The sequence below is a fragment of the Ramlibacter sp. MAHUQ-53 genome, from assembly GCF_052600055.1.
The window spans coordinates 466,142-492,179 of sequence record NZ_JBQWTS010000002.1 but is presented as its reverse complement, the minus strand read 5'-3'; the positions used below and the strand labels follow the sequence as shown (position 1 = coordinate 492,179).

General features: G+C 72.5%; 30 protein-coding genes. 16 read left to right on the top strand and 14 right to left on the bottom strand.

The features are described 5' to 3' along the window. Positions 1-4: 4 nt before the first annotated feature. Entirely contained in the window at positions 5-568 is a 564-nt protein-coding gene (rimM, locus tag ACT80S_RS05800) for a ribosome maturation factor RimM (protein WP_377413767.1), read from the bottom strand. 15 nt (positions 569-583) lie between these two features. Further along, entirely contained in the window at positions 584-841 is a 258-nt protein-coding gene (gene rpsP, locus ACT80S_RS05795; RefSeq protein ID WP_377413765.1) for a 30S ribosomal protein S16, read from the bottom strand. Between the two features lie 142 nt (positions 842-983). Here rpsP and ACT80S_RS05790 point away from each other — a divergent pair, with 142 nt between their 5' ends. The 5 genes from ACT80S_RS05790 (at position 984) to ACT80S_RS05770 (ending at position 5,958) form a co-directional block, all read left to right on the top strand. Then, positions 984-1,526, top strand: coding sequence for a GNAT family N-acetyltransferase (locus tag ACT80S_RS05790; RefSeq protein ID WP_377413762.1), 543 nt, complete (start codon positions 984-986; stop codon positions 1,524-1,526). After that, positions 1,523-1,969 (top strand): hypothetical protein, encoded by a 447-nt coding sequence (locus ACT80S_RS05785; protein WP_377413759.1) that lies wholly within the window; start codon positions 1,523-1,525, stop codon positions 1,967-1,969. The genes ACT80S_RS05790 and ACT80S_RS05785 overlap by 4 nt, the downstream gene beginning before the upstream one ends. Continuing rightward, on the top strand, positions 1,966-2,871 hold the full coding sequence (locus tag ACT80S_RS05780; protein ID WP_377413757.1) for a LysR family transcriptional regulator: 906 nt from the start codon (positions 1,966-1,968) through the stop codon (positions 2,869-2,871). The genes ACT80S_RS05785 and ACT80S_RS05780 overlap by 4 nt, the downstream gene beginning before the upstream one ends. Before the next feature lie 85 nt (positions 2,872-2,956). After that, positions 2,957-4,927: an aconitase family protein gene (locus tag ACT80S_RS05775; RefSeq protein ID WP_377413755.1), complete on the top strand. Its 1,971-nt coding sequence runs from the start codon at positions 2,957-2,959 to the stop codon at positions 4,925-4,927. A gap of 50 nt (positions 4,928-4,977) precedes the next feature. Beyond that, positions 4,978-5,958 (top strand): tripartite tricarboxylate transporter substrate binding protein, encoded by a 981-nt coding sequence (locus ACT80S_RS05770; protein WP_377413753.1) that lies wholly within the window; start codon positions 4,978-4,980, stop codon positions 5,956-5,958. Between the two features lie 77 nt (positions 5,959-6,035). Here the strand turns inward: ACT80S_RS05770 and ACT80S_RS05765 are convergent, their stop codons facing one another. Then, positions 6,036-7,055: an inorganic phosphate transporter gene (locus tag ACT80S_RS05765; RefSeq protein WP_377413751.1), complete on the bottom strand. Its 1,020-nt coding sequence runs from the start codon at positions 7,053-7,055 to the stop codon at positions 6,036-6,038. Positions 7,056-7,074: 19 nt separating this feature from the next. Beyond that, a complete protein-coding gene (locus ACT80S_RS05760; RefSeq protein WP_377413748.1) occupies positions 7,075-7,722 on the bottom strand; it encodes a DUF47 domain-containing protein in 648 nt (215 codons plus the stop codon). A gap of 48 nt (positions 7,723-7,770) precedes the next feature. Between ACT80S_RS05760 and ACT80S_RS05755 the strand changes: the two genes are divergently transcribed. Then, positions 7,771-8,448 (top strand): RluA family pseudouridine synthase, encoded by a 678-nt coding sequence (locus tag ACT80S_RS05755; RefSeq protein ID WP_377413746.1) that lies wholly within the window; start codon positions 7,771-7,773, stop codon positions 8,446-8,448. Positions 8,449-8,481: 33 nt separating this feature from the next. Continuing rightward, the gene (locus tag ACT80S_RS05750) at positions 8,482-9,243 is read left to right on the top strand and encodes an SDR family NAD(P)-dependent oxidoreductase (protein ID WP_377413744.1); all 762 of its coding nucleotides are present in this window, start codon (positions 8,482-8,484) and stop codon (positions 9,241-9,243) included. A 55-nt stretch (positions 9,244-9,298) separates the two neighbouring features. On the opposite strand, the gene ACT80S_RS05745 is transcribed toward ACT80S_RS05750, so the two are convergent. From ACT80S_RS05745 to ACT80S_RS05710, 8 genes are all read right to left on the bottom strand, one after another. Continuing rightward, positions 9,299-10,024 carry a 2OG-Fe dioxygenase family protein gene (locus ACT80S_RS05745; RefSeq protein WP_377413742.1) on the bottom strand — a complete coding sequence of 242 codons (726 nt, stop codon included), beginning with the start codon at positions 10,022-10,024 and terminating at the stop codon, positions 9,299-9,301. Then, on the bottom strand, positions 10,024-10,305 hold the full coding sequence (locus tag ACT80S_RS05740) for a DUF427 domain-containing protein (RefSeq protein WP_377413739.1): 282 nt from the start codon (positions 10,303-10,305) through the stop codon (positions 10,024-10,026). The genes ACT80S_RS05745 and ACT80S_RS05740 overlap by 1 nt, the downstream gene beginning before the upstream one ends. A 4-nt stretch (positions 10,306-10,309) precedes the next feature. Next, entirely contained in the window at positions 10,310-11,311 is a 1,002-nt protein-coding gene (gene egtD, locus ACT80S_RS05735; RefSeq protein WP_377413736.1) for an L-histidine N(alpha)-methyltransferase, read from the bottom strand. A gap of 50 nt (positions 11,312-11,361) precedes the next feature. Then, positions 11,362-12,537, bottom strand: a complete 1,176-nt coding sequence (egtB, locus tag ACT80S_RS05730) for an ergothioneine biosynthesis protein EgtB (protein ID WP_377413732.1) — start codon at positions 12,535-12,537, stop codon at positions 11,362-11,364. A 60-nt stretch (positions 12,538-12,597) separates the two neighbouring features. Then, positions 12,598-13,329 carry a ferritin Dps family protein gene (locus ACT80S_RS05725; protein ID WP_377413729.1) on the bottom strand — a complete coding sequence of 244 codons (732 nt, stop codon included), beginning with the start codon at positions 13,327-13,329 and terminating at the stop codon, positions 12,598-12,600. 11 nt (positions 13,330-13,340) lie between these two features. Further along, positions 13,341-14,528 carry a hypothetical protein gene (locus ACT80S_RS05720; RefSeq protein WP_377413726.1) on the bottom strand — a complete coding sequence of 396 codons (1,188 nt, stop codon included), beginning with the start codon at positions 14,526-14,528 and terminating at the stop codon, positions 13,341-13,343. Between the two features lie 68 nt (positions 14,529-14,596). Then, on the bottom strand, positions 14,597-15,613 hold the full coding sequence (locus ACT80S_RS05715) for an LLM class flavin-dependent oxidoreductase (RefSeq protein WP_377413723.1): 1,017 nt from the start codon (positions 15,611-15,613) through the stop codon (positions 14,597-14,599). Positions 15,614-15,623: 10 nt separating this feature from the next. Next, positions 15,624-16,625 carry an NAD(P)H-binding protein gene (locus ACT80S_RS05710; protein WP_377413720.1) on the bottom strand — a complete coding sequence of 334 codons (1,002 nt, stop codon included), beginning with the start codon at positions 16,623-16,625 and terminating at the stop codon, positions 15,624-15,626. A 105-nt stretch (positions 16,626-16,730) separates the two neighbouring features. Here ACT80S_RS05710 and ACT80S_RS05705 point away from each other — a divergent pair, with 105 nt between their 5' ends. From ACT80S_RS05705 to ACT80S_RS05680, 6 genes are all read left to right on the top strand, one after another. Further along, entirely contained in the window at positions 16,731-17,486 is a 756-nt protein-coding gene (locus ACT80S_RS05705; protein ID WP_377413718.1) for a 2-keto-4-pentenoate hydratase, read from the top strand. 162 nt (positions 17,487-17,648) lie between these two features. Beyond that, positions 17,649-18,410, top strand: coding sequence for a GntR family transcriptional regulator (locus ACT80S_RS05700; RefSeq protein WP_377413717.1), 762 nt, complete (start codon positions 17,649-17,651; stop codon positions 18,408-18,410). After that, a complete protein-coding gene (locus ACT80S_RS05695; protein WP_377413715.1) occupies positions 18,407-19,198 on the top strand; it encodes a transporter substrate-binding domain-containing protein in 792 nt (263 codons plus the stop codon). Before ACT80S_RS05700 ends, ACT80S_RS05695 begins: the two co-directional genes overlap by 4 nt. A 21-nt stretch (positions 19,199-19,219) precedes the next feature. Beyond that, positions 19,220-19,882 carry an amino acid ABC transporter permease gene (locus tag ACT80S_RS05690; RefSeq protein WP_377413712.1) on the top strand — a complete coding sequence of 221 codons (663 nt, stop codon included), beginning with the start codon at positions 19,220-19,222 and terminating at the stop codon, positions 19,880-19,882. A 4-nt stretch (positions 19,883-19,886) separates the two neighbouring features. Then, on the top strand, positions 19,887-20,540 hold the full coding sequence (locus ACT80S_RS05685; RefSeq protein ID WP_377413710.1) for an amino acid ABC transporter permease: 654 nt from the start codon (positions 19,887-19,889) through the stop codon (positions 20,538-20,540). After that, positions 20,524-21,261, top strand: coding sequence for an amino acid ABC transporter ATP-binding protein (locus ACT80S_RS05680; RefSeq protein WP_377413707.1), 738 nt, complete (start codon positions 20,524-20,526; stop codon positions 21,259-21,261). Before ACT80S_RS05685 ends, ACT80S_RS05680 begins: the two co-directional genes overlap by 17 nt. A 51-nt stretch (positions 21,262-21,312) precedes the next feature. Here the strand turns inward: ACT80S_RS05680 and ACT80S_RS05675 are convergent, their stop codons facing one another. Beyond that, positions 21,313-21,642, bottom strand: coding sequence for a hypothetical protein (locus ACT80S_RS05675; RefSeq protein ID WP_377413705.1), 330 nt, complete (start codon positions 21,640-21,642; stop codon positions 21,313-21,315). Between the two features lie 201 nt (positions 21,643-21,843). On the opposite strand from ACT80S_RS05675, the gene ACT80S_RS05670 reads away from it, so the two are divergent. From ACT80S_RS05670 to ACT80S_RS05660, 3 genes are read left to right on the top strand one after another with little or no spacing between them, the layout of a single operon-like run. Continuing rightward, positions 21,844-22,458: an ATP-dependent Clp protease proteolytic subunit gene (locus tag ACT80S_RS05670; RefSeq protein WP_377413703.1), complete on the top strand. Its 615-nt coding sequence runs from the start codon at positions 21,844-21,846 to the stop codon at positions 22,456-22,458. A gap of 40 nt (positions 22,459-22,498) precedes the next feature. Continuing rightward, entirely contained in the window at positions 22,499-23,143 is a 645-nt protein-coding gene (locus tag ACT80S_RS05665; protein ID WP_377413701.1) for a trimeric intracellular cation channel family protein, read from the top strand. A gap of 1 nt (position 23,144) precedes the next feature. Beyond that, entirely contained in the window at positions 23,145-24,152 is a 1,008-nt protein-coding gene (locus ACT80S_RS05660) for a P1 family peptidase (RefSeq protein ID WP_377413698.1), read from the top strand. A gap of 23 nt (positions 24,153-24,175) precedes the next feature. Here the strand turns inward: ACT80S_RS05660 and ettA are convergent, their stop codons facing one another. After that, positions 24,176-25,837 (bottom strand): energy-dependent translational throttle protein EttA, encoded by a 1,662-nt coding sequence (gene ettA, locus ACT80S_RS05655; RefSeq protein WP_377413695.1) that lies wholly within the window; start codon positions 25,835-25,837, stop codon positions 24,176-24,178. Positions 25,838-26,038 lie beyond the last annotated feature (201 nt).

The window sequence follows — 26,038 nt, the reverse complement described above, 5'->3', positions numbered from 1 at the left end:
CCGGTCAGTAGTCGGCCTGCCAGTCGACGGTGATGCGCTTGCCCGGCAGGTCGACGCCGTCGACGTAGGCGGCCACGAAGGGGATCATGCGCTCACGCGCCTTGCCCTCTTCCTCGTAGCCCACCACCAGCACGGTCTGGGGGCCGGTGGACAGCAGGTCGGTCACCTGGCCCAGGGCCGCGCCCTCGCGGTTGACGACAGCCAGGCCGATCAGGTCGACCCAGTAGTACTCGTCGTCCCCGGCGGTGGGGAAGCTGGAACGGGGGATGAAGATGCGTGCGCCCTTGAGGGCCTCGGCGGCGTTGCGGTCGTCGATGTCCTGCGCGCAGGCGACGACGCTGTCCGAGTGGTCCTTGGCCTCGCGCACCTTCAGGAGCACGGTGCCGGAGAAGGTCTTGGCGCCCTTCTCGGCGGGCTGGAGGAACCAGCGCTTGGAAGAAAAAAGCGCTTCCGGGGAAGCGCTATGGGGCAGGACCTTGAACCAGCCCTTGATGCCCCAGGCATCCAGGATGCGCCCGACTTCGACGGCGTCCGCGGGCAGTTCCGCGGGATCCAGCGGCAGGTTCATCCTGGTGCGGCGGCCTTAGGCTGCGGGAGCGGCCTTGGCGGCTTGCTTGATCAGGCGGTCCACGGTGGGGGACGCCTGGGCGCCGACGCCCTGCCAGTAGGTCAGGCGGTCCTGGGCGATGCGCAGGCCTTCCTCGCCGCCCTTGGCGGTGGGGTTGTAGAAGCCGATGCGCTCGATGAAGCGGCCGTCACGGCGCACGCGCTTGTCAGCGACGACGATGTTGTAGAACGGACGATGCTTGGAGCCGCCGCGGGAGAGTCGGATCACGACCATGATTTATCCTTCGGGTGGAGGGTGCCTGCGACTTTTTGCTTGCGGGCAACCCCTGGAGTTTTCTTTCGGCGTTTGAGACACGCGACTGGCCACCCGGCCAGCGACACGCTGAAAAGCCGGCCATTATAGCCCCCCGAGCCCGATGCCCCTGATCCGCCCCGCCGGCGAGGCAGACCTGCCTGCCCTCACCGCCATCTACGCCCACCACGTGCTGCACGGAACCGGCACCTTCGAGACCACGCCGCCCACCGAGGCCGAGATGGCCGCGCGCCGGGCCGACGTGCTGGCCAAGGGCCTGCCCTACCTGGTGGCCGAGGACGAGGGCCGAGTGCTGGGCTTCGCCTACTGCAACTGGTTCAAGCCCCGCCCGGCCTACCGCTACTCGGCGGAGGACTCGATCTACCTGCACCCCGAGGCCACCGGCCGCGGCCTGGGCCGACTGCTGCTCGCCGCCCTGGCCGACGAGGCCGAGCGGGCCGGCCTGCGCAAGCTGATCGCGGTCATCGGCGACTCGGGCAACGCCGGCTCGATCGGCGTGCACACCGCCCTGGGCTTCACCCGGGTCGGCGTGATCGCTTCCTGCGGCTGGAAGTTCGGCCGCTGGCTGGACATCGTGCTGATGGAAAAGACCCTGGGCGACGGCGACCGCAGCGCCCCCGACACGACGGAGTCCCCTGCCACATGAAAAACAAGACCCTCGCCACCTGGCTCACCTTCTTCGGCGGCCCGCTGGGCCTGCACCGCTTCTACCTGCACGGGCTGGGCGACCTGGTCGGCTGGCTGCTGCCCATTCCCACCGCGCTGGGCGTCTACGGCATCCAGCGCGTCGGCCAGTTCGGGCTCGACGACAAGACCAGCTGGGTCCTGATCCCGCTGCTGGGGTTCACCTTCGCGGGCTGCGCCCTCAATGCCATCGTCTACGGCCTGATGCCGCCGGCCAAGTGGAACGCCCGTTTCAACCCCGGCGCCGACCCCGAGGCCCCGGCCGGCGCGACCAACTGGCTCACGGTGTTCGGCCTGGCAGCCTCGCTCATGATCGGCACCGGCGTGCTGATGGCGAGCATCGCCTTCAGCTTCCAGCACTACTTCGAGTACCAGATCGAAGAGGGCCGCAAGATCTCGCAGTGAACACGCCCGGCCTGCCCCGCCTCGACACCTACACCCTGCGGCTGTTCATCGCGGTCGCCCGGGAGGGCTCGATCGCGCGCGCGGCGCAACGCGAGCACCTCGCCGCCTCGGCCCTGAGCCGCCGCCTCGCCGACCTGGAGCGCGCGCTGAAGGTGCCGCTGCTGGTGCGCTCGGCGCGCGGGGTCGGGCTGACCGAGGCGGGCCAGTACCTGTTCGACCGCGGCCACCGCATCGAGCAGGAGCTGGCCTCGCTGGTGCAGGACATGTGGGCCGTCAGCGGCGCGGTGACGGGCAGCGTTCGGCTGTTCGCAAACCCCTCGGCGGTGGTCGGTTTCCTGCCCGAGCGCCTGAGGGCCTTCTGCGACCGCTACCCCGAGGTGGCGGTGGAACTGGGCGAGCACCGCAGCCGCGAGGTGCTGCGCGCCTGCCTGGACGACCGCGCCGACGTGGGCGTGGCCGTGGCCCAGGACGCCGTCGCCGGCCTGGACTCCTGGCACTTCGCCGACGACCCGCTGATCGTGCTGATGCCCGCCGGGCACGCGCTGGCGAAGGCCGCGAGGCTGAAGTTCCGCGACGTGCTGGGCCACGGGCTGGTCACCATCCAGTCCGGCGGCTCGCTGGACCAGCTGCTGCGGGAGCAGGCCCAGTCCGCCCGCGCCGCGCTGCAGCCCCGGGTCAGCGTCGAGAGCTTCGACGCGGCCTGCCGCATGGTCGAGGCCGGGCTGGGCGTCGCGATCGTCCCCACCAGCGCGGCGGCGGCCTTCGCTGGCAGCGCCCGCTTCGAGCGGCGCCCGCTGGACGAGGCCTGGGCGCCGCGCGAGCTGCGCCTGTACGCCCTGCGCAAGCAGCCGCGGTCGCGGGCGGTCGAGGCGCTGATCGAGCTGCTGCAGCCGGGCGCCTGAGGCACCCCGGCCATCGCGCCGCGCGATGGCCCCGCCGCCCAGACAGCATGACCCTGCGCGCAGGTCGCGGCCTAGAGTCGCGGCCATGGACACCCTCCACCTCCCGGGCCGCCTCCTGTTCCTCACACGCGCGGCCGACGACCTGGCGCGCCAGCTGCGCGGCGAGACCGTGCGCCCGGCCCGCCTCGACGACCTGGCCGATGACGTCTCGACTGACGAGATCACCCCGGTCCCCATCCTCACCCACTACGACGACAGGCTGGGCGACTACGCACACACCGGCTTCAGTGCCGGGGGCCGGCGCCCCTTCGCACCGCGCGCCCTGCGCGAGGGCGGCTTCAGCGTGCTGGTGGCCGGCAACCGCTACGGCAAGGGCTCATCGCGCGAGCACAGCCCCGCCGCCGAGAAGCTGGCCGGCATCCGCCTGGTGGTGGCGCGCAGCTTCGAGCGCATCTACCGGCAGAACGCCGACAACATCGGCCTGTTCACCTCCACCGACCTGGGGCTGGTGGAGCGCCTCGGGCGCGGCGAGGCGATCACCGTCGACGAGCTGCTCGAGGGCCGCGACGCCCTGGCCGCGGCCATCCTGCGCGCCGGCGGCCTGCTGAAGTTCGGCCGGCGCTTCCTGCAGGGCGTGGCGCCCTCCCCGGCCGCGAGCGACGAGCGCCCCCGCACCCTGTTCGAGAAGATCCTCGCACGCCACGCGATGCGCACCGAGGTCACCGGCGCCGGCCTGCGTCCCGGCGAGGGCGGCTTCGTGCGCGCCGACCTGCGCTTCATCCACGAGTACTACACCGGCATGTGCGCGCACATGCTGCACGCCGCGTTCGGCCGGCCGCTGGCGCTGGTGGACCCGGCCTCGGTCGTGGTGTTCGAGGACCACACCTCCTACGTGGCGGACAGCCCCGCGCACGTGAAGGGCGGCCTGGTCCCCAACGTCGCCGCGATGTGCCGCGCCCAGCGTGAGTTCGCCCAGGACTACGGCCTGCGCCTGCACCGCACGCTCACCGAGGACGAGGCTGCGCGCGACGACGGCCGCCACGTCGCCGGAATCTCGCACGCGATGGTGGCCGAGCACTACGCACTGCCCGGGCAGGTGGTGGTGGGCACCGACTCGCACACCCCGCACAGCGGCGCCCTGGGCTGCGTGGCTTTCGGCGTGGGCACCACCGACATGGCCAACGCCTTCGTCACCGGCGCGGTGCGGGTGACGGTGCCGCGCAGCCTGCGCATCGAGCTGGAGGGCGCGCTGGCCCCGGGCGTGAGCACCAAGGACGTGGTGCTATACCTGCTGGCCCTGCCCGCGATCCGCGCCGGCGAAGGCGTGGGCAAGGTCTTCGAATTCGCCGGCCAGGTGGTGCGCTCGCTCGCCACCGACGAACGCGCCACCCTGACCAACATGACCGCCGAACTCGGCGGCTTCACCGGCATCGTCGAGCCCGACGCCGAGACGCTGCGCTTCCTGCGCGAGCGCCGCGGCCTCGACTTCCGTCTCGAGCCCTGGATGCGCTCCGACCCGGGCGCCGATTACGCCGGCGTGATCCGCGTGGACTGCAGCGCCCTCACGCCCCGGGTGGCCCGACCCGGTGACCCGGGCAACGGCGTCGCCCTGGCCGACCTGCCTGCCGCCGAGCGCCCGTGCCTGGACATTGCCTACGGCGGCTCCTGCACCGCCGGCAAACGCGAGGACTTCGACCAGTACCACGCTGTGCTGGCCTGGGCTGCCGCGCGCGGCCTGCGCGTGCCCGAGGGCCTGCGGCTGTACCTGCAGTTCGGGACCACCGCGGTGCGCGACTACTGCACGGAGCGCGGCTACCTGCGGGCCTTCGCGCAGGTGGGCGCGCAGATCCTGCAGCCCTCGTGCGGCGCCTGCGCCAACTGCGGCCCCGGCTCGTCGACCGAGGCCTCGCAGGTGACCGTGAGCGCCATCAACCGCAACTTCCCCGGCCGATCGGGACCGGGCCAGGTCTGGCTGGCCAGCCCCGCCACCGTGGCCGCGAGCGCGATCGCCGGCCGGCTCGTGTCCTTCGCGGAGCTGCAGGCGCAGCACGCCTGACCCGCTGCCGCCGGAGGCACCCCCGAGACACGACAACCAGGAGACACACCATGCTTCGCCCCGCCCTTCCCCACCGCCGCCACCTGCTGGCCGCCGCCCTCCTCGCCCTGGCCGCGCCGCTGGCGCTGGCCCAGCCCCAGGCCGACCGGCCGCTGCGTCTGGTCGTGCCGCTGACCACCGGATCCACCGTGGACGCCATCGCACGCACCATCAGTGCGCCCCTGGCCAAGGCCACCGGGCACCCGGTGGTGGTGGAGAACCTTCCTGGCGCCGGCGGCATGACCGGCACCCTGCAGGTGGTCAAGGCGGCCCGGGACGGCATGACGCTGGCCCTGGTCTCCTCGAACCACGTGATCAATCCGGCGATCTACAAGACCGTGCTGTTCGACCACATGAACGACATCACCCCGATCGCGGTGGTCGGCGCGGTGCCGCTGGTGCTGGTGGTCCACCCCTCGGTGCCGGCGAAGAACACCGCGGAACTCGTCGCCCTGATGAAAGCCCAGCCCGGCAAGCTCAATTACGGCTCCGCCGGCAACGGCAGCACCCTGCACCTGGCCGCGGAGATGCTCGCCAGCGAGACCGGCACCGACATCCGCCACATTCCCTACAAGGGCACCGGGCCGCTGACCACCGACCTGGTAGGCGGCCAGGTGCAGATGGCCTTCGTCTCGGTGACGGCGGCGGCGCCGCAGGTGCGCGCGGGCAAACTGCGGGCGATCGCAGTGTCGACGAAGCAGCGCTCGGCGGTGCTGCCCGAGGTGCCCACGCTGGCCGAGACCGGGTTGCCGGGCTACGCCTTCGAGCCCTGGATCGCCATGGTCGGCCCGGCCGGCCTGCCGGCCCGCGTGGTGCAGGACACCTATGCCAACCTGCGCAAGGCGATGGCCGAGCCCGTGGTGCAGGAGGCCATGGCGGCCCAGGGCATCTCGCTGGTCGACATCGCCCCGGCCCAGGCCCCCGCGTTCTTCCGCAGCGAACTGGACAAGCACGCGAAGCTGGTCAAGCGCTCGGGCGCGACGCTGGACTGAGCGAACCCCCCGGCGCATGAAAAAAGGCCACCTCGCGGTGGCCTTCTTGCTGGAGCGGGCCGTCAGGCGCGCCCGGGTCAGTACATCTGCAGGCTGACCCAGTAGGCGATGGCCGCCACGAAGGCGCTGGCCGGGATCGTCAGGATCCAGGCCCAGACGATGTTGCCCGCCACGCCCCAGCGCACGGCGCTGGCGCGCTGCGTGGAGCCCACGCCGACGATGGCGCCGGTGATGGTGTGGGTGGTGGACACCGGGATGCCCAGGGCCGTCGCCAGGAACAGCGTCAGCGCGCCCCCGGTCTCGGCGCAGAAGCCGCCCACGGGCTTGAGCTTGGTGATCTTCTGGCCCATGGTCTTGACGATGCGCCAGCCGCCGAACATGGTGCCGGCGGCGATGGCCACGTAGCAGCTCACGATCACCCAGCTCGGGGGCGACTTGTCGGAAGCGGCGGTGTAGCCGGTGGCGATCAGCAGCATCCAGATGATGCCGATGGTCTTCTGCGCGTCGTTGCCGCCGTGGCCCAGGCTGTAGGCGCCGGCCGAGAGCAGCTGCAGGCGGCGGAACCAGCCGTCCACCTTGCGCGGCGTGGCGCGGCGGAACAGGCGCGAGACGATCACCATCATCAGCGAGCCCAGGATGAAGCCCAGGGTCGGCGAGACGAAGATGAACAGCACCGTCTTGCCGATGCCCGCGGCCAGCAGCGCGCTGGTGCCGCCCTTGGCGATCACCGCGCCCACGATGCCGCCGATCAGGGCGTGCGACGAGCTGGAGGGGATGCCGTAGTACCAGGTGATCACGTTCCAGGTGATGGCGCCCACCAGGGCGCCGAACACCACGTGCGTGTCCACCACCCCGGGCTGGACGATGCCCTTGCCCACGGTGGCCGCCACGCTCAGGTGGAAGATGAAGATGGCGACAAAGTTGAAGAAGGCGGCGAACAGCACGGCCTGGGTGGGCCGCAGCACGCCGGTCGACACCACGGTGGCGATCGAGTTCGCCGCGTCGTGGAAGCCGTTCATGAAGTCGAACGCCAGGGCCAGCGCCACCAGCAGGATCACCACCCAGAGCGCGGCCTGGACGGTCGTTGCGGTATCCATCGTCGCGAGCTCCGGCGGATCAGGACTGCTCGAGGACGATGCCCTCGATCACGTTGGCGACGTCCTCGCACTTGTCGGTGACGGTTTCCAGCAGCTCGTAGACGGCCTTGAGCTTGAGGACCTCGCGCACGTCCGGCTCCTCGCGGAACAGCTTGCTCATGGCGCTGCGCATGACGCGGTCGGCGTCGGACTCGAGGCGGTCGATCTCCTCGCAGGTCTTGAGGGCGGCCTCGGCGGTGGCCGGGTCGGCCAGCTTGCCGATCAGGGCCACGGCGTCCTTCAGTCGCTCGCAGCACTTGACGCACAGGTCGGTCAGGCGGGTGATCTCCTCGTTCACCGTGCGCAGGTCGTACAGCGCCATGGTCTCGGCGCAGTCCTGCAGCAGGTCGGCCACGTCGTCCATCGTGTTGATCAACTGGTGGATCTGGTCGCGGTCGATCGGCGTGATGAAGGTGCGGTGGATCAGCCGGTTCACCTCCTGGGTGACGCGGTCGGCGGCGCGCTCGGCGTTGTCGACGTCGCGGTTGTACTGCTCGCGCAGGTGCGGGTCGCTATAGTTGGCCACCAGCTGCGAGAAGGCGCGTGCGGCCTCCACGATGCGCTCCGCGTGCTGGTTGAACATTTCAAAAAAATTGCCTTCGCGCGGCAGCAGCTTGCCAAACAGCATGCGTTCTCTCTTTCCCGGGCAGGCGTACGCCGGCCCTGTGACGGTTTCATGACGGACGGCAGTGTACCGTCCGCGGGCCCTGGCGGCCGCGCGCCCGTTGTGTTACATGCCGACCCCGCCCTGCTGGCCCTGGACAAGCCGTCCGGCCTGCTGTGCGTGCCCGGGCGCGGCCCCGGCAAGCAGGACTGCCTGGCCGCCCGGGTGCAGGCCGGCTGGCCCGACGCCCTGGTGGTGCACCGCCTGGACATGGCCACCTCCGGCCTGTGGCTCATGGCGCGGGGCCCGGCGATGCAGCGGGCGCTGTCCATGGCCTTCGAGGCGCGCCGGGTGGACAAGCGTTATGTCGCGGTGGTGTCCGGCCGGCTGGCGCCGCCGGACACGGCGGATGGCTGGGGCCTGGTCGACCTGCCCCTGGCCGCCGACTGGCCCAATCGCCCGCTGCAGAAGGTGGACCCGGTCCACGGCCGCCCCAGCCGCACCCGCTGGCGCGTGCTGGGCCACGAGGGCGACACCACCCGGGTCGAGCTCGAGCCGCTGACGGGGCGCTCCCACCAGCTGCGGGTCCACCTGCTGGCGCTGGGCCACCCGATCCTGGGCGACACGCTGTATGCCCCGCCCGCGGTCCGCGACCGGGCGCCGCGGCTGCTGCTGCACGCCTGCGCGCTGCGCCTGGCGCACCCGGCCACGGGCGAACCCCTGGCGCTCGACTGCCCGCCGCCGTTCTGAGCGGCGGCAGCCCGCGCGGGCTACGATCCCCCCATGACCGCAGCCCACCTCACGATCCTCACCGGCGCCTCGCGCGGCATGGGCCTGGCGATGGCCGACCAGCTCCTGCGCGAAGGCCACGAACTGCTGGGCCTCTCGCGCCATGCCAGCGCGGAGCTCACCGCCCGGGCCGGCGACCTGGGCCGCCGCTGCGAGCAATGGCCGGTGGACCTGGCCGACCCGGCGCCGGTGGCGGCACGCCTGGCCGCCTGGCTCGCCGCCCGGGGCCCCGACGGCCTGGCGAGCGTGACCCTGATCAACAACGCCGGCGTGATCCCCGCGATCGCGCCGCTGGGGGGCATTCCCGCCAGCGACGCCGCCCGGGCCCTGCGGGTGGGGCTGGAAGCGCCGATGCTGCTGGCTGGCGCCTTCCTCGAGGCCACCTCCGGCTGGCCCTGCGTGCGCAAGCTCCTGAACATCTCCTCCGGCCTGGGCCGGCGCGCGATGGCCTCACAGGCGCCGTATTGCGCCGCCAAGGCGGGCCTCGACCACTTCACCCGCTGCGTGGCGCTGGAGGAGGCGCTGCGGCCCAATGGCGCGCGCGTGTGCTCCCTCGCGCCGGGCGTGATCGACACCGACATGCAGCGGCAGCTGCGCGGCGCCGACCCGGGGCGGTTCCCCGACCAGGGCAACTTCGCCGAGCTCAAGGCGCAGGGGATGCTGATGTCGCCGCAGGACGCGGCGCAGCGGGTGCTGGCCTACCTGGCGCGGCCGGACTTCGGCGCGAACCCGGTCGGCGACGTCCGGGACAAGTAGGCGGCGCGGGCCGGCCGCCGCAGGCCGCGAGGCCCGCCGCGGACCGGCCAGGACCTCAGGGGTCCTGGAAGCTGCCGCGGCGCAGCGTCACCACCAGCGTGTCACGGTAGCCGCCGGCGCCGGCCGGCTGGATCGGCGTGGTCTCGTGGATCACGCGCTCGTCGTCCAGCAGCATCAGGCTCCAGGGCTCGGTCAGCGTGAAGCGCATGCCCGCCGGGCCGTCGGCCTGGAAGACGCGGGTCTCGCCGCCCTTGACGCCCTCGCGGGCCACCAGGAACACGGCCACCAGGTCCACGCCGTCACGGTGGGCGCCCTCGGGCGTGGGCCGGCCGATGCCGCCGGCGGTGTCGATGCGGAACTGGTGGGCCTCGCTGTACCAGGGCTGCGCCCCGCGCAGGCCGCTGCACAGGCGGCCCAGGGCGGCCATCAGGCGCTGCCACGCCGGCGCGCCGGTGACCTCCGGCAGCATCGGCTCGAACCAGCGTTCCATGCCGCCATGCAGCGCGTTGTACGAGACCGGCTGCCAGTGCGCGCGGTGCGGCACGGGGACGACGCGCTCGCCGTCGATGACGAAGCTGGCGTGGCGGCGGCGGCGGTAGCGGCCGCCGTCACGCAGGTAGTTGTCCGGCGGCAGGCCGTTCCAGCCGGGGGCCCAGGCCTGCAGGTCCGCCAGCGTGCAGCCGGCGAGCTCGCAGACGGCCTGCGCGGACAGCACCGCGAAGCCCTGCTCGCGCAGCTGCGCGTCGAGCTGCGCGGGCGCGGTCAGCGGCGGCGCCAGCATCAGGCCTCCACCTTCACGCCCTTCCAGAAGGCGACGCGGCCGCGCACCTCCTCGGCCTCGGGCTTGGGGTCGGCGTAGTACCACGCGGCCTCGGGATTGAGCTCGCCGTCGACCAGCAGGGAGTAGTAGCTGGCCTGGCCCTTCCAGGCGCAGGTGGTGCGGTGGTTGCTGAAGGTGACGTAGCGGCGGTCCAGCGATGCTTCGGGGAAGTAGTGGTTGCCCTCGACCATCACGATGTCGTCGCTCTCGGCGATGACCTTGCCGTTCCAGGTTGCTTTCATCCGGCTATTGTCGCTCCTCGCCAGCCGCCCCCCGCCGGGCGGGCGCCGCCAGCCAGTGCAGGCTGAACAGGCGCTGCGGGTCGACCCACACCGCGCCGGGCACGAAGCCGGCCCGCGCCGCCAGCGCCCGCAGCCCCTCGACGGTGAACTTGTGCGAGTTCTCGGTGTGCAGGCTCTCGCCCTCGCCGATCAGGTGCGCCTGCCCGCCCAGGTCCAGCCGCTGGCGGCAGCGGCTCACCAGGTGCATCTCCACCCGCTGCAGCGGCGCGTTGTAGAAGGCGCAGTGGGCGAAGCGGGCCAGGTCGAAGCCGGCGTCCAGCTCGCGGTTGGCGCGGGCCAGCAGGTTCAGGTTGAAGGCGGCGGTGACGCCGTCGCGGTCGTTGTAGGCGGCATGCAGCACCGCGGGCTCCTTGACCAGGTCCACCCCGAGCAGCAGCCCGCCGCCGCGCAGCAGGCCGCAGGCCCGTCGCAGGAAGCGCAGCGCCGCGGCCGGCGCGAAGTTGCCCAGCGTGGAGCCCGGGAAGAAGCCGACCCGCCGGTGCGCGCCCGCCAGGGGCGGCGGCAGCAGCAGGCGCTCGCTGCAGTCGGCCACCAGCGGCGCCAGGGGCAGGCCCGGGTAGTCGCGCCGCAGCCGCGCGCAGGCTGCGTGCAGGGCCTCGGCGCAGATGTCCACCGGGCGGAAGCCGGCCGGGGCCTCCAGCGCGTCGAGCAGCAGGCGCACCTTCTCGCAGGCGCCGGCGCCGAACTCGACGACCTCGGCGCCCGGCCCCGCCAGCCGGGCCATCTCGCCGGCATGGCGCCGCAGCAGCCCCAGCTCCACCCGCGTGGGGTAGTACTCCGGCAACTCGCAGATGCGGTCGAACAGGCGCGAGCCCTCGGCGTCGTAGAAGTACTTGGGCGAGATGGCGCGCGGGCGGGCGGCGAAGGCCCGGCGCAGGTCCCGGCCGAAGCCCTGCTCCCAGCCCGCGGCGGGAGCGTGGCCCGGGGCAGGTTCCGGCGCCTGCATGGGGGCGGGCGGGGCTGCGGCCCAGGGTGCCGGGCGCGCGGCCGCGGCCGTCATGCCGCGTCCCGCGCCAGCCGCAGGCCGGTGAACTGCCAGCGCGCCGCCGGCGGGAAGAAGTTGCGGTAGGTCGGGCGCGCGTGCCCCAGCGGCGTGGCCAGGCTGCCGCCGCGCAGCACCTGCTGGCCCACCATGAACTTGCCGTTGTACTCGCCGGCCGGGCCGGCCAGCGGCCGGAAGCCGGGATAGGGCTCGTAGGCCGAGCGGGTCCACTGCCAGGCCTGATCGTCCCGCTGCGCGAAGCCGGGCAGGCCGCAGGCCGCCTCCCACTCGGCCTCGGTGGGCAGGCGGGCGGCGGCCCATTCGGCATAGGCCGCCGCCTCGTGGAAGCTCACGTGCCGCACCGGCGCCTCGGCATCCAGCGGGTGGACGCCGTCGAGGCTGAACACCTGCCAGGCCTCGGCCGGCGCGCGCGGGTCGCCCGGCGGGATCCAGTAGGCCGGGGCGCTCCAGCCCTCGGACCGGGCCAGCGCCCAGCCATCGGACAGCCACAGCTCGGGGCGGCGGTAGCCGTCATCGGCCATGAACGCCAGCCACTCGCCGCAGGTCACCAGCCGGCTGGCGATGGCGAAGGGCCGCAGCAGCACGCCATGCGAGGGCCCCTCGTTGTCGAAGGCGAAGCCGGTCCCGGCGTGGCCGATGGCCACCTCCCCGCCGGGGTGCGACAGCCACTCCAGGGCCGGCGCCGCGCCGGGCGCGGGCGTGCGCTCGCGGTAGGCGGGCAGCAGCGGGTTGCAGGCGAAGGCGTGCAGGACGTCGGTGAGCATCAGCTCCTGGTGCTGCTGCTCGTGCTGCAGGCCCAGCTCGATCAGCGCGGAGACCTCGCCGGCCTCGGGCAGGTAGTCCAGCATCACGTGGTCCACGTGCGAACGCCATTCGAGCACCCGCTCCAGCGCGGGCCGCGTGAGCAGACCGCGCTGCGGCCGCGGGTGGCGCGGCCCGAGCGACTCGTAGTAGGAGTTGAACAGGAAGGCGAAGCGATCGTCGAACACCCTGTAGCCCGGGCAGTGCGGCTGCAGCACCATCGCCTCGAAGAACCAGGTGGTGTGGGCCAGGTGCCACTTCACCGGGCTGGCGTCGGGCATGGACTGGATGCACTGGTCCTCGGCCGACAGCGGCGCCGCCAGGGCCAGGCTGTGGGACCTCACCGTACGCCAGCGTCCAGGTTGCATCCCCTTGTTGTAGGGCGGCCGGCGGTCGCCGCTTGTAGGACAAGTCCGTCAGCACGCGGGTCAGCGCGCCTCCTCGAGCACGGACTGCCGCAGCCAGCCCCGCACCTGGGCGAGGTGGCGCTGCTCGGTGTCCAGGGCCACGGTGAAGGCCTGGGCCATGTCGGGGTGGCCGCCCTCCTGCGCCAGTTCGACCAGCAGCTCCCAGCCGGCGCCGTCGCCCAGCTCGACCAGCAGCAGCGCGTTCAGCGCCTGGGCCACCGTGGTGCGCGGGTCGCAGACCACCTGCAGCAGGCCGGAGCCGGCCACACCGGCGGTGTCGGCGCAGGGCGTCATCGCCGTCGGGTCCGCGCCGAGGCTCACCAGGCAGCGGGAGGCCAGGTGGAAGTGGGATTCCTCGTCGTCGCGCATGCGCGCGAGGGCCTCGACCTCCACCAGGGCGCCGCCGCGCGCGGCGCGCACCTTGACCTCCATCGCCTCGTACAGCCGCACGCCGGTGCGCTCGTAGGCCAGGCGCTCGCCCAGCTTGTCGACCAGCACCGCGCCGTGGTGGCCCTGGAGGGTGTCGGCGGCGGCGGTGGCCAGCCCGCGCAGGCGCATCGGCACCGGCACCGAGCCGATGCGGTCGGCCTCCATCGCGTAGTCGCGGCGCAGGCCGGCCAGGGCCTGCGCGCCGGCCGCGGCGGCCGGCTCCTGCGTGGCGGCGTCGCGGGCGAAGCGGACCATCTCGTCCTTGCTCCCGGGCGCCATGTCCAGGCCCGTGCGGTTCAGGCCGGTCTCGACGGTGTTCTCCATGATCCGCTCCTTCAGACGACGGCGGCCTGGCCGGCGCCGGCCAGGTCGCGATTGAGCTCGGTGCCGGGCGCCCACTGGTAGCCGGCCGAGACCCGCTGCGAGGGCGAGCCCTGCGCATTCAGGTGGTTGCGCCAGCGGATGGACGCCACCGCCTCCTGGTCCTCGTCGACGAAGCGCACGCCGTCCTTGCGAAGCGGCACCTCCGCGGCCAGGACCTGGCGCACGAACTCGCGCTGGCTGCGATAGGCGATGCCGGGCGGCAGTCGCCCGTCGCCCAGCACCTCGGCCGGGTCGCGGCGCTCGACGTCCTTGAACAGCGCGATGGCCGCCTGGAGGTGGCCCAGCTCGTAGTCCAGGAACCGCTCCCACAGCGCGCGCAGGGCGCTGTCGCTCTCCTGCTGTGCGCACGCCTGGTAGTTCCAGACCTCGGCCGCCTCGTGCAGCAGCAGCTTCTGCAGGGGCGTCTCGTCCGGGTCGAGCATGCTGCCGTAGTGGGTGATGTGCTGCGCCTCGACCGAGGCGATCTCGGCATAGAGCAGCCGCGCCACCGGGTCGGTGAACTGCGGCCCCGCGACCATGTAGTAGTCGTGCGTCTGGTACTCGCCGCCGACCAGGGTGATGGCGTGCAGGCGGGTGGCCAGGGGCGCGTCGCTGCCATAGGGCGCCATCAGGTCGTTCTCGGGCGAGCGGTGGTGGACCATCGTCGGCCGGCCGGGGACGATGTCGGTGTAGCCCTGGAGGATGTTGTTGGCGTCCCGCCCCTCGAGGCGATCGAGCAGCGCGGCGTAGCGATACAGGTGGTCGAAGTCCTCCAGCAGCCCGAAGCGGTAGCCCTGCGCCATGCGCGGGTCCGGCTCGAGCTGAGCCACCGAGGCCGTGACCTCGATGGCTACCTGCTCGTAGGCGATGGTGGTCTCCAGCGGCGAGTGGTCGGCCGAGAGCATCCAGTTGATCGCGGTGGCCTGCAGGTGCTCCACCCGCATGAGGCGGGCGATGTCCTCGCGGCCCTCGCGCAGCATCCGCAGCAGCACCTGCTGCAGGCGCAGCGCGTCGAGCTCGACGCCGTTCATGAGGATCACGCGCACCCGGGAGAAGGCGTCGTCGTCCAGCTTGGACAGGGGCTTGCGCACCAGTTCCTTCCAGGTGAAGCGCTGGTCGTCCAGCGCGGTTCCCCGGTCTTGCAAGAGGTTGATGGTCATGGCGCTCCTTGGCGGTAAAGGTCGAAACCTTCCCGCCGGCAAGCGGCATGCCCGCAGGCGGCCCCCGATCAGCCCGGCGCGAGCGCGAAGGCCTCGGCCAGGAGCTCGTAGGAGCGGCGCTGCACCGCCGGGTCCCAGGTCCAGGTCACGATGACCAGCTCGTCGAGCGACAGCTCCTCGGCCAGGGCCAGCAGCCGGTCCCGCACCTGCGTGGCGCTGCCGACGAAGGAGCGCCGGCGCAGGTCCTCGGCCTGCGCGCGCTCGGCCGGCGCGTACTCGCGCTGGGCCTGCTGCGGCGGCAGCAGCGGGCCGAAGCGGCCGGTGAGCCGGTCGATGCGGGCGCGCTCGCGGCTGCGGAACTGGAACCAGGCCTCCTCCTCGGTCTCGGCCGCCAGCGCCCACAGGCACAACGTGGCGCGGGGGCGGTCGATGACGCCGGGCCGGAAGGTGGCGCGGTACAGGTCCAGCGCCTCGCGCGCGCCGTCGCCGTCGGTGATGAACCAGGCGAAGGCGTAGGGCAGGCCCAGGTGCGCCGCGAGCTGCGCGCCGTAGCCCGAGCTCCCGAGCATCCAGACCTCGGGCGCGGTGTCGGACATGGGCAGCATGTTGACGCCGTGGCCGGGGTGGCCCGGCGGCATGGCCTCGCCGTCGACCCAGGCCTGCAGCTCCATCACCTGGCGCGGGAAGTCGTCGCCGGTGCTGGCGGCGCTGCGCGGATTGAGCAGGCGCGCGGTGCGCATGTCGCCGCCGGGCGCGCGGCCCACGCCGAGGTCGATGCGGCCCGGGGCGAGCGCGTCCAGCACGCGGAACTGCTCGGCCACCTTGAACGGCGCGTAGTGCGGCAGCATCACCCCGGCGCTGCCGATGCGGATGCGGCGGGTGCGCGCGGCGATGGCGGCCATGAGCACCTCGGGCGCGGTGCCCACCAGGGCGGGGATGCTGTGGTGCTCGCTGACCCAGAAGCGCTCGTAGCCCAGCGCCTCGCAGCGCTCGGCCAGGGCCAGGGTATCGCGGATGGACTGGTCCTGGGGCTGGCCCACGCGGGCCACGGACTGGTCGAGGACGGACAGCTTGAGGGACGGCATGGCAACGCGATCAGATGAACCAGGCGGCGGCGAAGATGGCGGCGACGGCGAGGACGCCGAGCGCGACGCGCAGCGCCAGCCGGGCGAGCCCGCGCAGCGTCTGCCCGCGCACGGCGGCGGCCTGCCCCGGCGGGATGAACTGGGAGACCGGCCGCGGCAGGCGGTGCAGCAGGCGCTGGAAGGCCTCCACCGGGGCGGTGTTGCCCCGCAGCAGCATGCCGGCGGTATCGGCGTCGAGCGCGCTGCCCGGCACGAAGGCGGCCAGGCGCGCGGCGTAGAGGAAGACGGCGCGCGGCATCGACAGCACCACGGGCAGCCAGGTGCGTCCGCCCAGCGCGCCGCGCAGCTCGTGGAGGTACTCGGCCAGGGTGAGGTTCTTCGGGCCGACGAAGGCGATGGTGGCCACCGGCCGGGGCGGCGCCGCCAGCACGGCGAGGATGCCGGCCACCACGTCGTCCACGTGCACCGGGCGCATGGCCATGCCGCCCGCGCCGGGCAGGGCCAGCACCGGCAGCAGGGCCATCGTGTTGAACATCATGGCGCTGGAGCCGCCGGGGCCGTAGACCGCCGAGGGCTGGACCACGGCACCCGCCACGGGCAGCGCGCGCAGGATGTCGTCGGCGGCCTTCTTGGAGAGGTGGTAGCGGCTTTGCGCCTCGTCGTCGGCGCCCAGGGCCGAGACCTGGACCACCGCCTTCACGCCGGCCGCGGCCGCCGCCATGAACAGCTCGATGGGCGCGCGGGCATGCAGCGCCTCGAAGGACTGGCCGTTGCCCTCGCGCAGGATGCCCACCGCGTTGACCACGGCATCCACGCCCTGCAGGTGGGGCTGCCACCAGGCGGCGGCAGGCACGGACTCCAGGTCGGCCTGGAGGGCGCGCCAGGCGCCAGGGCCCAGGTCCAGCCGGGCCGGGTTGCGCACCGCGCACACCAGCTCGTGGCCCTGCGCCAGCAGGGCCCGCGCCAGGGCGCCGCCGATGAAGCCGGTGGCGCCGGTCATGAGGATTCGCACAGCCTGTCTCCCGGGGATTGGTTTGCGCGGCGAGTGTAGGCGGTGTCGCGCACGGGGCCGGTCGCCAGGGGCAATCGCCCGGCCGCCCTCTATGATCGCGCGGCCATGAACACTGCCTTCGCCCCCCTCCCCATCGCCGATGCCCTGGCCCGCGCCTGGCAAGGCGCCGACCGCCTCGCCAACGCCGAGGTGCCCGTGGCCGACGCGGCCCAGGCCTACGCCGTGCAGGACCAGCTGATCGCCCGGCTCGGCCCGGTGGCCGGCTGGAAGGTCGGCGCCGCCAACGACCAGGCCGAGCCGAACTGCGCGCCCCTGCCGGCCTCGGTGGTCGTGAGCCAGGGAACGCCGGTGGCCGTGCCGGCGCGCTCGCTGCGCGGCATGGAGCTGGAAGTGGCGGTGCGCCTGGGCGCCGACCTGCTGCCCGGCGACGCGCTGCTGCCGCCGGAGGCGATCGCCGCGGCCATCGACGCGGTGATGCCGGCCCTGGAGATCGTCGACACCCGCCTGGCCGAGGGCCGCAACGCCCCCGTGCCCGCCAAGCTGGCCGACCTGCAAAGCCACGGCGCGCTGGTGCTCGGCGCCCCGGTGAAGGCGGACCTGCGCGCGATCGACCTGCGCACCCTGCGCACGCAGCTGTGGTTCGACGGCCAGTGCGTGGCCGACACCACCGGCGGCCACGTGGCCCCCGACGTGATGCGCCTGATCGCCTGGCTGGCCCGCCACGCGCAGGCGCGCGGCCTGCCGCTGCGCGCCGGCCAGGTGATCACCACCGGCACCTGCACCGGCCTGATCCTGGCGCCGGCCGGCGCCCGCGTGGAAGGCGAGGTGGCCGGCCTGGGCCGGGTCGCCCTCACGGCCTGACCGGCGAACACGCAAGTTCCCCAATGCGCCGTGCCGGTGCGCGGCGCGACGCGCACCGGCTCCCGCTTGGTGCAGGGGCGCCGCTGAAGGACCGCGGCGCGCCCGCCCGAGGTGCACCAGCCTTGCATACAAGCTGGCACGCCTGATGCATACACGCTGGCCATGCCCCAGGCCAGCGACATCAGCGACCGCATCCTCGAAGCCGTCATGGCGCAGAAGCTGCCGCCCGGCTCCCGCCTGGGCGAGCAGCAGCTGGCGCTGCTGTTCGACTGCAGCCGCACCATCGTGCGCGAGGCCCTCACCGGGCTGGCCGCGCGCGGCATCGTCACCGTCAGCGCCCGCCGCGGCTGGTACGTGGTGGAGCACTCGCCCGAGGAGGCGCGTGAGGCCTTCGAGGCGCGCCGCGTCATCGAGACCGGCCTGATCCGCACCCTGCCCCTGCCCGACGCGCAGGCCCTGCGCACGCTGCGTGACCACATCGCCCGCGAGCAGGCCGCCGTGGCCGGCGCCGACGTGGGCCTGCGCAGCTTCCTGCTCGGTGACTTCCATGTCTGCCTGGCCGAGTGCCTGGGCAACGGCCTGCTGGCCGAGACCCTGCGCGATTTCACCGCGCGCACCACCCTCATCGCGATGCGCTGGCAGACGCCGGAGGACGCGGCCCAGTCGTGCGCCGAGCACGTGCAGATCGTCGAGGCGCTGGCCGCCGGCGACCGGGCCCGCGCCGAGGCGCTGATGGTGGACCACCTGCGCACCTGGTCGGCCAAGCTGCGCCCGCCCGAGGCGGCCGACCCGCTGGGCCGGCTGCGCGCCGCCCTCGCCCCCGTGAGCCCTGGGGCACAAGACTTGCATACAAGCAAGGCCGAACGAGTTTCCCCCCGCAAACCCCGGTCCGCCGGATCGACCTACCTCGGAGAAGTGCTATGACCCTGAACAAACGCCAATTCGCCCTGGGCCTGGCGGCCCTGACCCTGGCCGCCGCCGGCACCGCCCACGCGCAGTCCGCCCTGGACGACATCGTCAAGGCCAGGGAGATCAAGGTCGCCATCCCCACCGACTTCCCGCCCTACGGCTTCGTCGGCACCGACCTCAAGCCCCAGGGCCTGGACATCGACATGGCCCACTACATCGGCGCCAAGCTGGGCGTGAAGGTGGAACTGGTCCCGGTGACCAGCGCCAACCGCATCCCCTACCTGCAGACGAAGAAGGCCGACCTGGTGATCTCCACCCTGGGCAAGAACCCGGAGCGCGAGCGCGTGATCGACTTCACCGCCGCCTACTCGCCCTTCTTCCTCGCCGTGTTCGGCCCCAAGGCCGCCGCAGTCAAGGCGCCCGCGGACCTGGCCGGCAAGTCGCTCTCGGTCACCCGCGGCTCGGTGGAGGACATGGAGCTGACCAAGCTGGCCCCCTCGGGCGCCGAGATCCGCCGCTTCGAGGACAACAACGCCACCATCTCCGCCTACGTGGCCGGCCAGGTGCAGCTGCTCGCCGCCGGCGCGCAGGTGGCCGGCGCGATGATGGCCAAGAACCCGCAACTGGGCACCGAGTTCAAGTTCGTGCTGAAGGACTCGCCCAACTACATCGGCGTGGGCAAGGGCGAGGACAAGCTGCGCGCCAAGGTCAACGAGATCATCGCCGAGGGCAAGAAGTCGGGCGACCTCGACAAGATGGCCCTGAAGTGGCTGGGCCGCCCGGCCGGCGACCTGCCCCAGTAACGCGCCACGGACACCGCACGCATGCGCATCACGCTCGACTTCCTGGCCGTCCTCGAACAGTGGCCCCTGCTCGCCAGGGGCGTGGCCTGGACGCTGGCCCTCACCGCGATCGCCAGCCTCGTCGGCCTGGCCGTCGGCGTGGCCGGCGCCTGGGCCCGCCAGCACGGCCCGGCCTGGCTGCGGTGGGTCGTCGGCGGCTACGTCGAGGTGGTCCGCAACACGCCCTTCATCGTGCAGCTGTTCTTCGTGTTCTTCGGGCTGCCGGCGGCGGGCGTTCGCCTGTCGCCGGAGGCCGCCTCGGTGATCGCGATGATGATCAACCTCGGCGCCTACGCCACCGAGATCGTGCGCGCCGGCCTCGCGGCCACGCCGCGCGGCCAGGTCGAGGCGGCGGTGAGCCTGGCCCTCACCCGCACGCAGGTGTTCCTGCGGGTGGTGCTGCCGCCGGCGCTGCGCAAGGTGTGGCCCTCGCTGGTCAGCCAGATCATCATCGTCATGCTGGGGTCGGCCGTGTGCGGCCAGATCTCCACCGAGGAACTGAGCTACGCGGCCAACCTGATCCAGAGCCGCAACTTCCGGGCCTTCGAGTCCTTCATCATCGCCACCGCCCTGTACCTGGCGCTGGCCGTCGCCGTGCGCCGCCTCCTGAACTGGGCCGGCCCGCGCTTCATCTTCGGGCGGTGAACGCATGATCGAGTTTTCCCTCTGGGACATCCTGCGCAACCTGCTGCTGGCCGCGCGCTGGACCGTCGCCCTCTCCCTCATCGCCTTCGTCGGCGGCGGCCTGGTCGGCGCGCTGCTGCTGGTGGCGCGCCTGCGCGGCGGACGCGGCCTGCAGCGCGCCGTCGCCGGCTACGTGCAGCTGTTCCAGGGCACGCCCCTGCTGATGCAGCTGTTCCTCGCCTACTTCGGTATCGCCCTGTTCGGGATCAACACCTCGCCCTGGGTGGCGGCGGCTGTGGCCCTGACGCTGTACACCAGCGCCTTCCTCACCGAGATCTGGCGCGGCTGCGTGGCCGCGATCCCGCGCGGCCAGTGGGAGGCGGCGCGCAGCCTGGCGCTCGATTTCACCGAGCAGCTTCGCTGGGTGATCGGGCCGCAGGCGCTGCGCATCGCGGTGCCGCCCACCGTGGGCTTCCTGGTGCAGGTGGTCAAGGGCACGGCCCTGGCCTCGGTGATCGGCTTCGTGGAGCTGACCAAGGCCGGGACCATGATCACCAACGCCACCTTCAAGCCCTTCGTCGTCTACACCTGCGTGGCGCTGCTCTATTTCGCGCTGTGCTACCCCATCAGCCTGTACGCCCATACCCTGGAGAAGAAGCTTCATGCGGCCCATCGTTGACATCGCCGCCCTGCGCAAGTCGTTCGGACCGAACGAGGTCCTCAAGGGCATCGACCTGAAGGTCGCCCCCGGCGAGGTGATCGCCATCATCGGCAAGAGCGGCTCGGGCAAGAGCACCCTGCTTCGCTGCATCAACGGCCTGGAGACCTTCGACGACGGCGCCCTCACCGTCGACGGCCAGCCCCTGCTGCACGACAACCCCGCCGCCATGCGCGCGCTGCGACAGCGCGTGGGCATGATCTTCCAGTCGTTCAACCTGTTCCCGCACCTGAGCGTGGGCCGCAACGTGATGCTGGCGCCCACGCTGGTGAAGAAGAAGGACGGCGCCGAAGCCCGGGCCCAGGCGCGCAAGCTGCTCGCCCGCGTGGGCCTGGCCGAGAAGTTCGACGCCATGCCCGACCAGCTCTCGGGCGGCCAGCAGCAGCGCGTGGCGATCGCCCGCGCGCTGGCCATGGAGCCGGGGGTGCTCCTGTGCGACGAGATCACCAGCGCGCTCGACCCCGAGCTGGTGGGCGAGGTGCTGCGCGTGGTCGAGGGCCTGGCCGACGAGGGCATGACCCTGCTGATGGTCACGCACGAGATGAACTTCGCGCGCAAGGTCAGCGACCGCGTGATCTTCATGCACCAGGGCCGGGTGCACGAGATGGGCCCGCCCGAGGAGCTGTTCTCGCAGCCGCGCACGCCGGAGCTGAAGCAGTTCCTCTCCTCGCTGCACGACTGAGCGGCGGCGCGCCGCGTCCGTCGCGGGTGCGCGTGGCGCCGGGCCCTCGCCTCAGCGCATGAACAGCTTGTTGAACAGGATGCCGGCGACGAAGGCGACGCCCACCGCCGCCAGCGGGCTGGCCCGCACCTGCTCGCGGGCGGACTCGCTCCACTCCTGCTGCCAGTCCATCATGCGCTCGCTGCCGACGCCGATGGCCTGCTCCATCCGGTCGACGGCCTCGTGGGCCTTCTGGGCCACGCGCTGCACGCGCCCCTGCGCGTCGACCTCGGCCGCGCCGCCCGCCAGGCCCATGCCGCCCAGGCCGGTGGTGGCCGTGCCCGCCCCCGCGGACGCGCCACTGGCGGGGAAGGGGGATTCGCTGATGGGGTCATCGATCATGGAGCCTCCTGGGTGGTGGGTCTGGCCCGCCGGCACCGCGCCGGCGCCCGGCCCACTCTAGAAAGCCCAGCGATGCCGGCCTGTCCTCCGGCGGGCGCGCCCCCCTGTAGGACACGGCCGCTGACGGGCGTCTGCCGCGGCGCCCGGGGGTGCGCCGGGCCGCGGCCGGGTGCATCATGCGCGCATCGCCACGGAGGCCCCATGTCCCGCATGCACCGCCCGCACAGCCTGGAAACCGAATCCCATGCGCCCTCCACCGCCGAGCCGCGCAACGCCTTCCTCGAGGAGAAGGCGTTCAAGTCGCGCACGGTGCTGGTGTTCGGCGAGATCAGCGACGTGGCCGCCAGCGATGTCGCGCGCCGCCTGATCGCGCTGGACGCGGACTCGCCCGCCCCCATCGACATGTTCGTGAGTTCGCCCGGCGGCCACCTCGAGTCGGGCGACGCGATCCACGACATCATCCGCTTCATCACCGCGCCGGTGCGCATGATCGGCACGGGCTGGGTGGGCAGCGCCGCCACCCACCTGTACCTGGCGGTGCCGCGCGAGCGGCGCTTCTGCCTGCCCAACACCCGCTTCCTGATCCACCAGCCCTCGGGCGGCGCGGGCGGCCAGGCCAGCGACATCGCGATCCACGCGCAGGAAATCATCAAGGCGCGCGAGCGCATCGCCCGCACCATCGCGCGCGAGACCGGCAAGCCGCTGGAGGCGGTGATCGCGGACATCGAGCGTGACCGCTGGCTCTCGGCCGACGAGGCCATCGCCTACGGCCTGGTGGGCCGCATCATCAGCCACAAGACCGAGCTGAAGAAATGAGCCCCGGCCGGCTCGGCGATACTGCGGCCTTCATCGCCGCATGCAAACGTCCAGCTGGTTCACCCTCACCTTGGTCCAGACCGCCTTCGAGGCGGCGGCCACCCTCGCCTTCGCGCTGTCGGGCCTGGTCGAGGCCGTGCGCAAGCGCATGGACGCGGTGGGCGTGTGCGTGGTCTCGGGCCTCACCGCCTTCGGCGGCGGCACCATGCGGGACGTGCTGCTCGACCGGCGTCCCTTCTTCTGGGTGGAGCATGCCGGCTGGCTCTGGATCCTGCTGGGGCTGACGGTGGGCGCGATGGCCTTCATGCGCGCCCGCCACCTCTCCCCCACCCTGCGCGCGGCGCAGTGGCCCGACGCCATCGGCCTGGGCCTGTTCACGGCGCACGGCACGCAGATCGCGCTGGCCCAGGGCATGCCCGCGATCGTGGCGGTCCTCATGGGAATGATCACCGCGGTCTTCGGCGGGGTGCTGCGCGACATCGTGTGCAACGAGATCCCCAGGGCCTTCAGCGACCACCAGCCCTACGCGGTCTGCGGCTTCCTGGGCGGCTGGGTTCTGGTGGGCGCGCAGGCCTTCGGCGCCCCGGCCGGCGTGGCCCTGCTCGCTGGCGCCGCCACCGCCACCGGCCTGCGCGCCCTGGCGCTGGCCTCCGGCTTCACCTTGCCGCAGTGGCGCAGCGACTGAGATGACGAACGACCTGTCCGCCCTCCTCGCCGCCCCGGCCGGCGCCCTCACCGACGTCCCCGGCCTGGAGGCCGGCCACTTCACCGACGCGCGCGGGCCCACCGGCTGCAGCGTGGTGATCGCCCGCGGGGGCGCGGTGGCCGGCGTCGACGTGCGCGGCGCGGCGCCGGGCACCCGCGAGACCGACCTGCTCTCGCCCCTGAACACCGTGCAGCAGGTGCATGCGGTGCTGCTCACGGGCGGCAGCGCCTTCGGGCTCGACGCCGCCTCGGGCGTGGTGCGCTGGCTGGAGGGCCGCGGCATCGGCCTGCCGGTGGGCCCGGTGCGCGTGCCCCTCGTGCCGGCGGCGGTGCTGTTCGACCTCGGCGTGGGCGACCCCGCGGTGCGGCCCGACGCCGCGGCCGGCTTCGCGGCCTGCGAAGCGGCCGGCCCGGGGCCGCTGGCCGAGGGCTGCGTGGGCGCCGGCGCGGGCGCGACGGTGGGCAAGGTCTTCGGGCCGCAGTTCGCCATGAAGGGCGGCATCGGCACCGCCTCGGTCCGCCTGGGCGGCGTGACGGTGGGCGCCCTGGTGGCCTGCAACGCCATGGGCGACGTGGTCGACCCGGCCACCGGCCGCCTGGTCGCCGGCGCGCGCACGGCCGACGGCGCCGCGCTGCGCGACACCCGCCGCGCGCTGCTCGCGGGCGAGGCCCCGATGGCGATGCTCGCCGGCACCAACACCACGATCGGCATCGTCGCCACCGACGCCGCCCTGGACAAGGCCCAGGCCACCCGCCTGGCCCAGGCCGGCCACGACGGGCTGGCGCGCACCATCAACCCGGTGCACACCGTGGCCGACGGCGACACCCTGTTCGCCCTGGCCACCGGAAAGGCCGCAAGCCACCCCGGCATGCTGGTGCTGTCGGTGATGGCCGCCGAGGCGGTGGCCCGGGCCACGCTGCGCGCCGTGCTGGCCGCCAAGGGCCTCAATGAAAAAGGGCTGCGGTTGCCCGCAGCCCTCGATCTCTGACAGCGCTGGAAGCCTGAAGCGGCTTACTTCAGCGCCTTGTAGCGAACGCGCTTGGGCGCGGCGCCTTCTTCACCCAGGCGGCGCTTCTTGTCGGCCTCGTACTCCTGGTAGTTGCCGTCGAAGAACACCCACTGGCTGTCGCCTTCGGCGGCCAGGATGTGGGTGGCGATGCGGTCCAGGAACCAGCGGTCGTGGGAGATGACCAGCACGCTGCCGGCGTACTCCAGCAGCGCGTCTTCCAGGGCGCGCAGGGTTTCCACGTCGAGGTCGTTCGACGGTTCGTCCAGCAGCAGCACGTTGCCGCCGGCGATCAGGGTCTTGGCCAGGTGCAGGCGGCCGCGCTCACCACCGGAGAGCATGCCCACCTTCTTCTGCTGGTCCCCGCCGTTGAAGTTGAAGCGGCCGCAGTAGGCGCGGCTGGCCATCTGGAACTTGCCCACGTTGAGGATGTCCAGGCCGCCGGAGACGTCTTCCCACACGGTCTTGTCGTCGGACAGGGCATCGCGCGACTGGTCGACGTAGGCCATCTTCACGGTCTGGCCGATCACGACCTCGCCCGAGTCCGGCTTCTCCTTGCCCGCGATCAGCTTGAACAGCGTGGACTTGCCCGCGCCGTTGGGGCCGATGATGCCGACGATGGCGCCAGCCGGGATGTTGAAGCTCAGGTTGTCGATCAGGACGCGGTCACCGAAGGACTTGGTGACGTTCTTGAACTCGATGACCTGGGTGCCCAGGCGCTCGGCGACGGGGATGAAGATTTCCTGCGTCTCGTTGCGCTTCTGGTATTCGTAGTCGCTCAGCTCCTCGAAGCGGGCCAGGCGGGCCTTGCTCTTGGCCTGGCGGCCCTTGGGGTTCTGGCGCGCCCACTCCAGTTCCTTCTTCATGGCCTTGGTGCGGGCGTCCTCGGTGCGCTGCTCCTGCTCCAGGCGGGCTTCCTTCTGCTCCAGCCAGGTGCTGTAGTTGCCCTTGTAGGGAATGCCGTGGCCGCGGTCCAGTTCCAGGATCCACTCGGCGGCGTTGTCCAGGAAGTAGCGGTCGTGGGTGATGGCGACCACGGTGCCGGGGTAGCGCTGCAGGAACTGCTCCAGCCAGTCGACCGATTCGGCGTCCAGGTGGTTGGTGGGTTCGTCGAGCAGCAGCATGTCGGGCTTGGACAGCAGCAGCTTGCACAGGGCGACGCGGCGCTTCTCACCGCCGGACAGCAGGCCGATCTTGGCGTCCCAGGGCGGCAGGCGCAGGGCGTCGGCGGCGATCTCCAGCTGGTGCTCGGAGTCGGTGCCGGAGGTGGCGATGATGGCCTCCAGGCGGGCCTGCTCGGCGGCCAGGGCGTCGAAGTCGGCGTCGGGCTCGGCGTAGGCGGCGTAGACCTCCTCGAGCTTGGCCTTGGCGGTGTTCACCTCGCCCAGGGCCTCCTCGACCTCCTGGCGGACGGTGTTCTCCGCGTTCACCTGCGGCTCCTGCGGCAGGTACCCGATCTTCAGGCCGGCCATGGGGATGGCCTCGCCCTCGATCTCCTTGTCGATGCCGGCCATGATCTTCAGCAGCGTGGACTTGCCCGAGCCGTTCAGGCCCAGCACGCCGATCTTGGCGCCGGGGAAGAACGACAGCGAGATGTCCTTGAGGATCTGCCGCTTGGGCGGGACAGTCTTGCTGACCCGGTTCATGGAATAGACGTATTGCGCCATGTGCTTCTCGTAGCCTGTGATGTTCGAAACTGGGGACCGTGCAGGCCCCTGCAAGGGGCCACCGGCGATGCGCCGGGCCGGCGTGGCGGCCCGCGGAAAACCCCTGATTATCAGGCCGCCGGGCCGGGAACGCCCCGCACGCCGGCGATCCGTGCGACAATCCGCGCTGTCCACGCATCCAGTTGGCGTGGCGCCGGCATT

What these genes read in the sequence shown, in the direction of transcription:
- rimM (WP_377413767.1), bottom strand. Translation starts at nt 568, where the DNA reads ATGAACCTGCCGCTGGATCCCGCGGAACTGCCCGCGGACGCCGTCGAA.
- rpsP (WP_377413765.1), bottom strand. Translation starts at nt 841, where the DNA reads ATGGTCGTGATCCGACTCTCCCGCGGCGGCTCCAAGCATCGTCCGTTC.
- ACT80S_RS05790 (WP_377413762.1), top strand. Translation starts at nt 984, where the DNA reads ATGCCCCTGATCCGCCCCGCCGGCGAGGCAGACCTGCCTGCCCTCACC.
- ACT80S_RS05785 (WP_377413759.1), top strand. Translation starts at nt 1,523, where the DNA reads ATGAAAAACAAGACCCTCGCCACCTGGCTCACCTTCTTCGGCGGCCCG.
- ACT80S_RS05775 (WP_377413755.1), top strand. Translation starts at nt 2,957, where the DNA reads ATGGACACCCTCCACCTCCCGGGCCGCCTCCTGTTCCTCACACGCGCG.
- ACT80S_RS05770 (WP_377413753.1), top strand. Translation starts at nt 4,978, where the DNA reads ATGCTTCGCCCCGCCCTTCCCCACCGCCGCCACCTGCTGGCCGCCGCC.
- ACT80S_RS05765 (WP_377413751.1), bottom strand. Translation starts at nt 7,055, where the DNA reads ATGGATACCGCAACGACCGTCCAGGCCGCGCTCTGGGTGGTGATCCTG.
- ACT80S_RS05760 (WP_377413748.1), bottom strand. Translation starts at nt 7,722, where the DNA reads ATGCTGTTTGGCAAGCTGCTGCCGCGCGAAGGCAATTTTTTTGAAATG.
- ACT80S_RS05755 (WP_377413746.1), top strand. Translation starts at nt 7,771, where the DNA reads ATGACGGACGGCAGTGTACCGTCCGCGGGCCCTGGCGGCCGCGCGCCC.
- ACT80S_RS05750 (WP_377413744.1), top strand. Translation starts at nt 8,482, where the DNA reads ATGACCGCAGCCCACCTCACGATCCTCACCGGCGCCTCGCGCGGCATG.
- ACT80S_RS05745 (WP_377413742.1), bottom strand. Translation starts at nt 10,024, where the DNA reads ATGCTGGCGCCGCCGCTGACCGCGCCCGCGCAGCTCGACGCGCAGCTG.
- ACT80S_RS05740 (WP_377413739.1), bottom strand. Translation starts at nt 10,305, where the DNA reads ATGAAAGCAACCTGGAACGGCAAGGTCATCGCCGAGAGCGACGACATC.
- egtD (WP_377413736.1), bottom strand. Translation starts at nt 11,311, where the DNA reads ATGCAGGCGCCGGAACCTGCCCCGGGCCACGCTCCCGCCGCGGGCTGG.
- egtB (WP_377413732.1), bottom strand. Translation starts at nt 12,537, where the DNA reads ATGCAACCTGGACGCTGGCGTACGGTGAGGTCCCACAGCCTGGCCCTG.
- ACT80S_RS05725 (WP_377413729.1), bottom strand. Translation starts at nt 13,329, where the DNA reads ATGGAGAACACCGTCGAGACCGGCCTGAACCGCACGGGCCTGGACATG.
- ACT80S_RS05720 (WP_377413726.1), bottom strand. Translation starts at nt 14,528, where the DNA reads ATGACCATCAACCTCTTGCAAGACCGGGGAACCGCGCTGGACGACCAG.
- ACT80S_RS05715 (WP_377413723.1), bottom strand. Translation starts at nt 15,613, where the DNA reads ATGCCGTCCCTCAAGCTGTCCGTCCTCGACCAGTCCGTGGCCCGCGTG.
- ACT80S_RS05705 (WP_377413718.1), top strand. Translation starts at nt 16,731, where the DNA reads ATGAACACTGCCTTCGCCCCCCTCCCCATCGCCGATGCCCTGGCCCGC.
- ACT80S_RS05700 (WP_377413717.1), top strand. Translation starts at nt 17,649, where the DNA reads ATGCCCCAGGCCAGCGACATCAGCGACCGCATCCTCGAAGCCGTCATG.
- ACT80S_RS05695 (WP_377413715.1), top strand. Translation starts at nt 18,407, where the DNA reads ATGACCCTGAACAAACGCCAATTCGCCCTGGGCCTGGCGGCCCTGACC.
- ACT80S_RS05690 (WP_377413712.1), top strand. Translation starts at nt 19,220, where the DNA reads ATGCGCATCACGCTCGACTTCCTGGCCGTCCTCGAACAGTGGCCCCTG.
- ACT80S_RS05685 (WP_377413710.1), top strand. Translation starts at nt 19,887, where the DNA reads ATGATCGAGTTTTCCCTCTGGGACATCCTGCGCAACCTGCTGCTGGCC.
- ACT80S_RS05680 (WP_377413707.1), top strand. Translation starts at nt 20,524, where the DNA reads ATGCGGCCCATCGTTGACATCGCCGCCCTGCGCAAGTCGTTCGGACCG.
- ACT80S_RS05675 (WP_377413705.1), bottom strand. Translation starts at nt 21,642, where the DNA reads ATGATCGATGACCCCATCAGCGAATCCCCCTTCCCCGCCAGTGGCGCG.
- ACT80S_RS05670 (WP_377413703.1), top strand. Translation starts at nt 21,844, where the DNA reads ATGTCCCGCATGCACCGCCCGCACAGCCTGGAAACCGAATCCCATGCG.
- ACT80S_RS05665 (WP_377413701.1), top strand. Translation starts at nt 22,499, where the DNA reads ATGCAAACGTCCAGCTGGTTCACCCTCACCTTGGTCCAGACCGCCTTC.
- ACT80S_RS05660 (WP_377413698.1), top strand. Translation starts at nt 23,145, where the DNA reads ATGACGAACGACCTGTCCGCCCTCCTCGCCGCCCCGGCCGGCGCCCTC.
- ettA (WP_377413695.1), bottom strand. Translation starts at nt 25,837, where the DNA reads ATGGCGCAATACGTCTATTCCATGAACCGGGTCAGCAAGACTGTCCCG.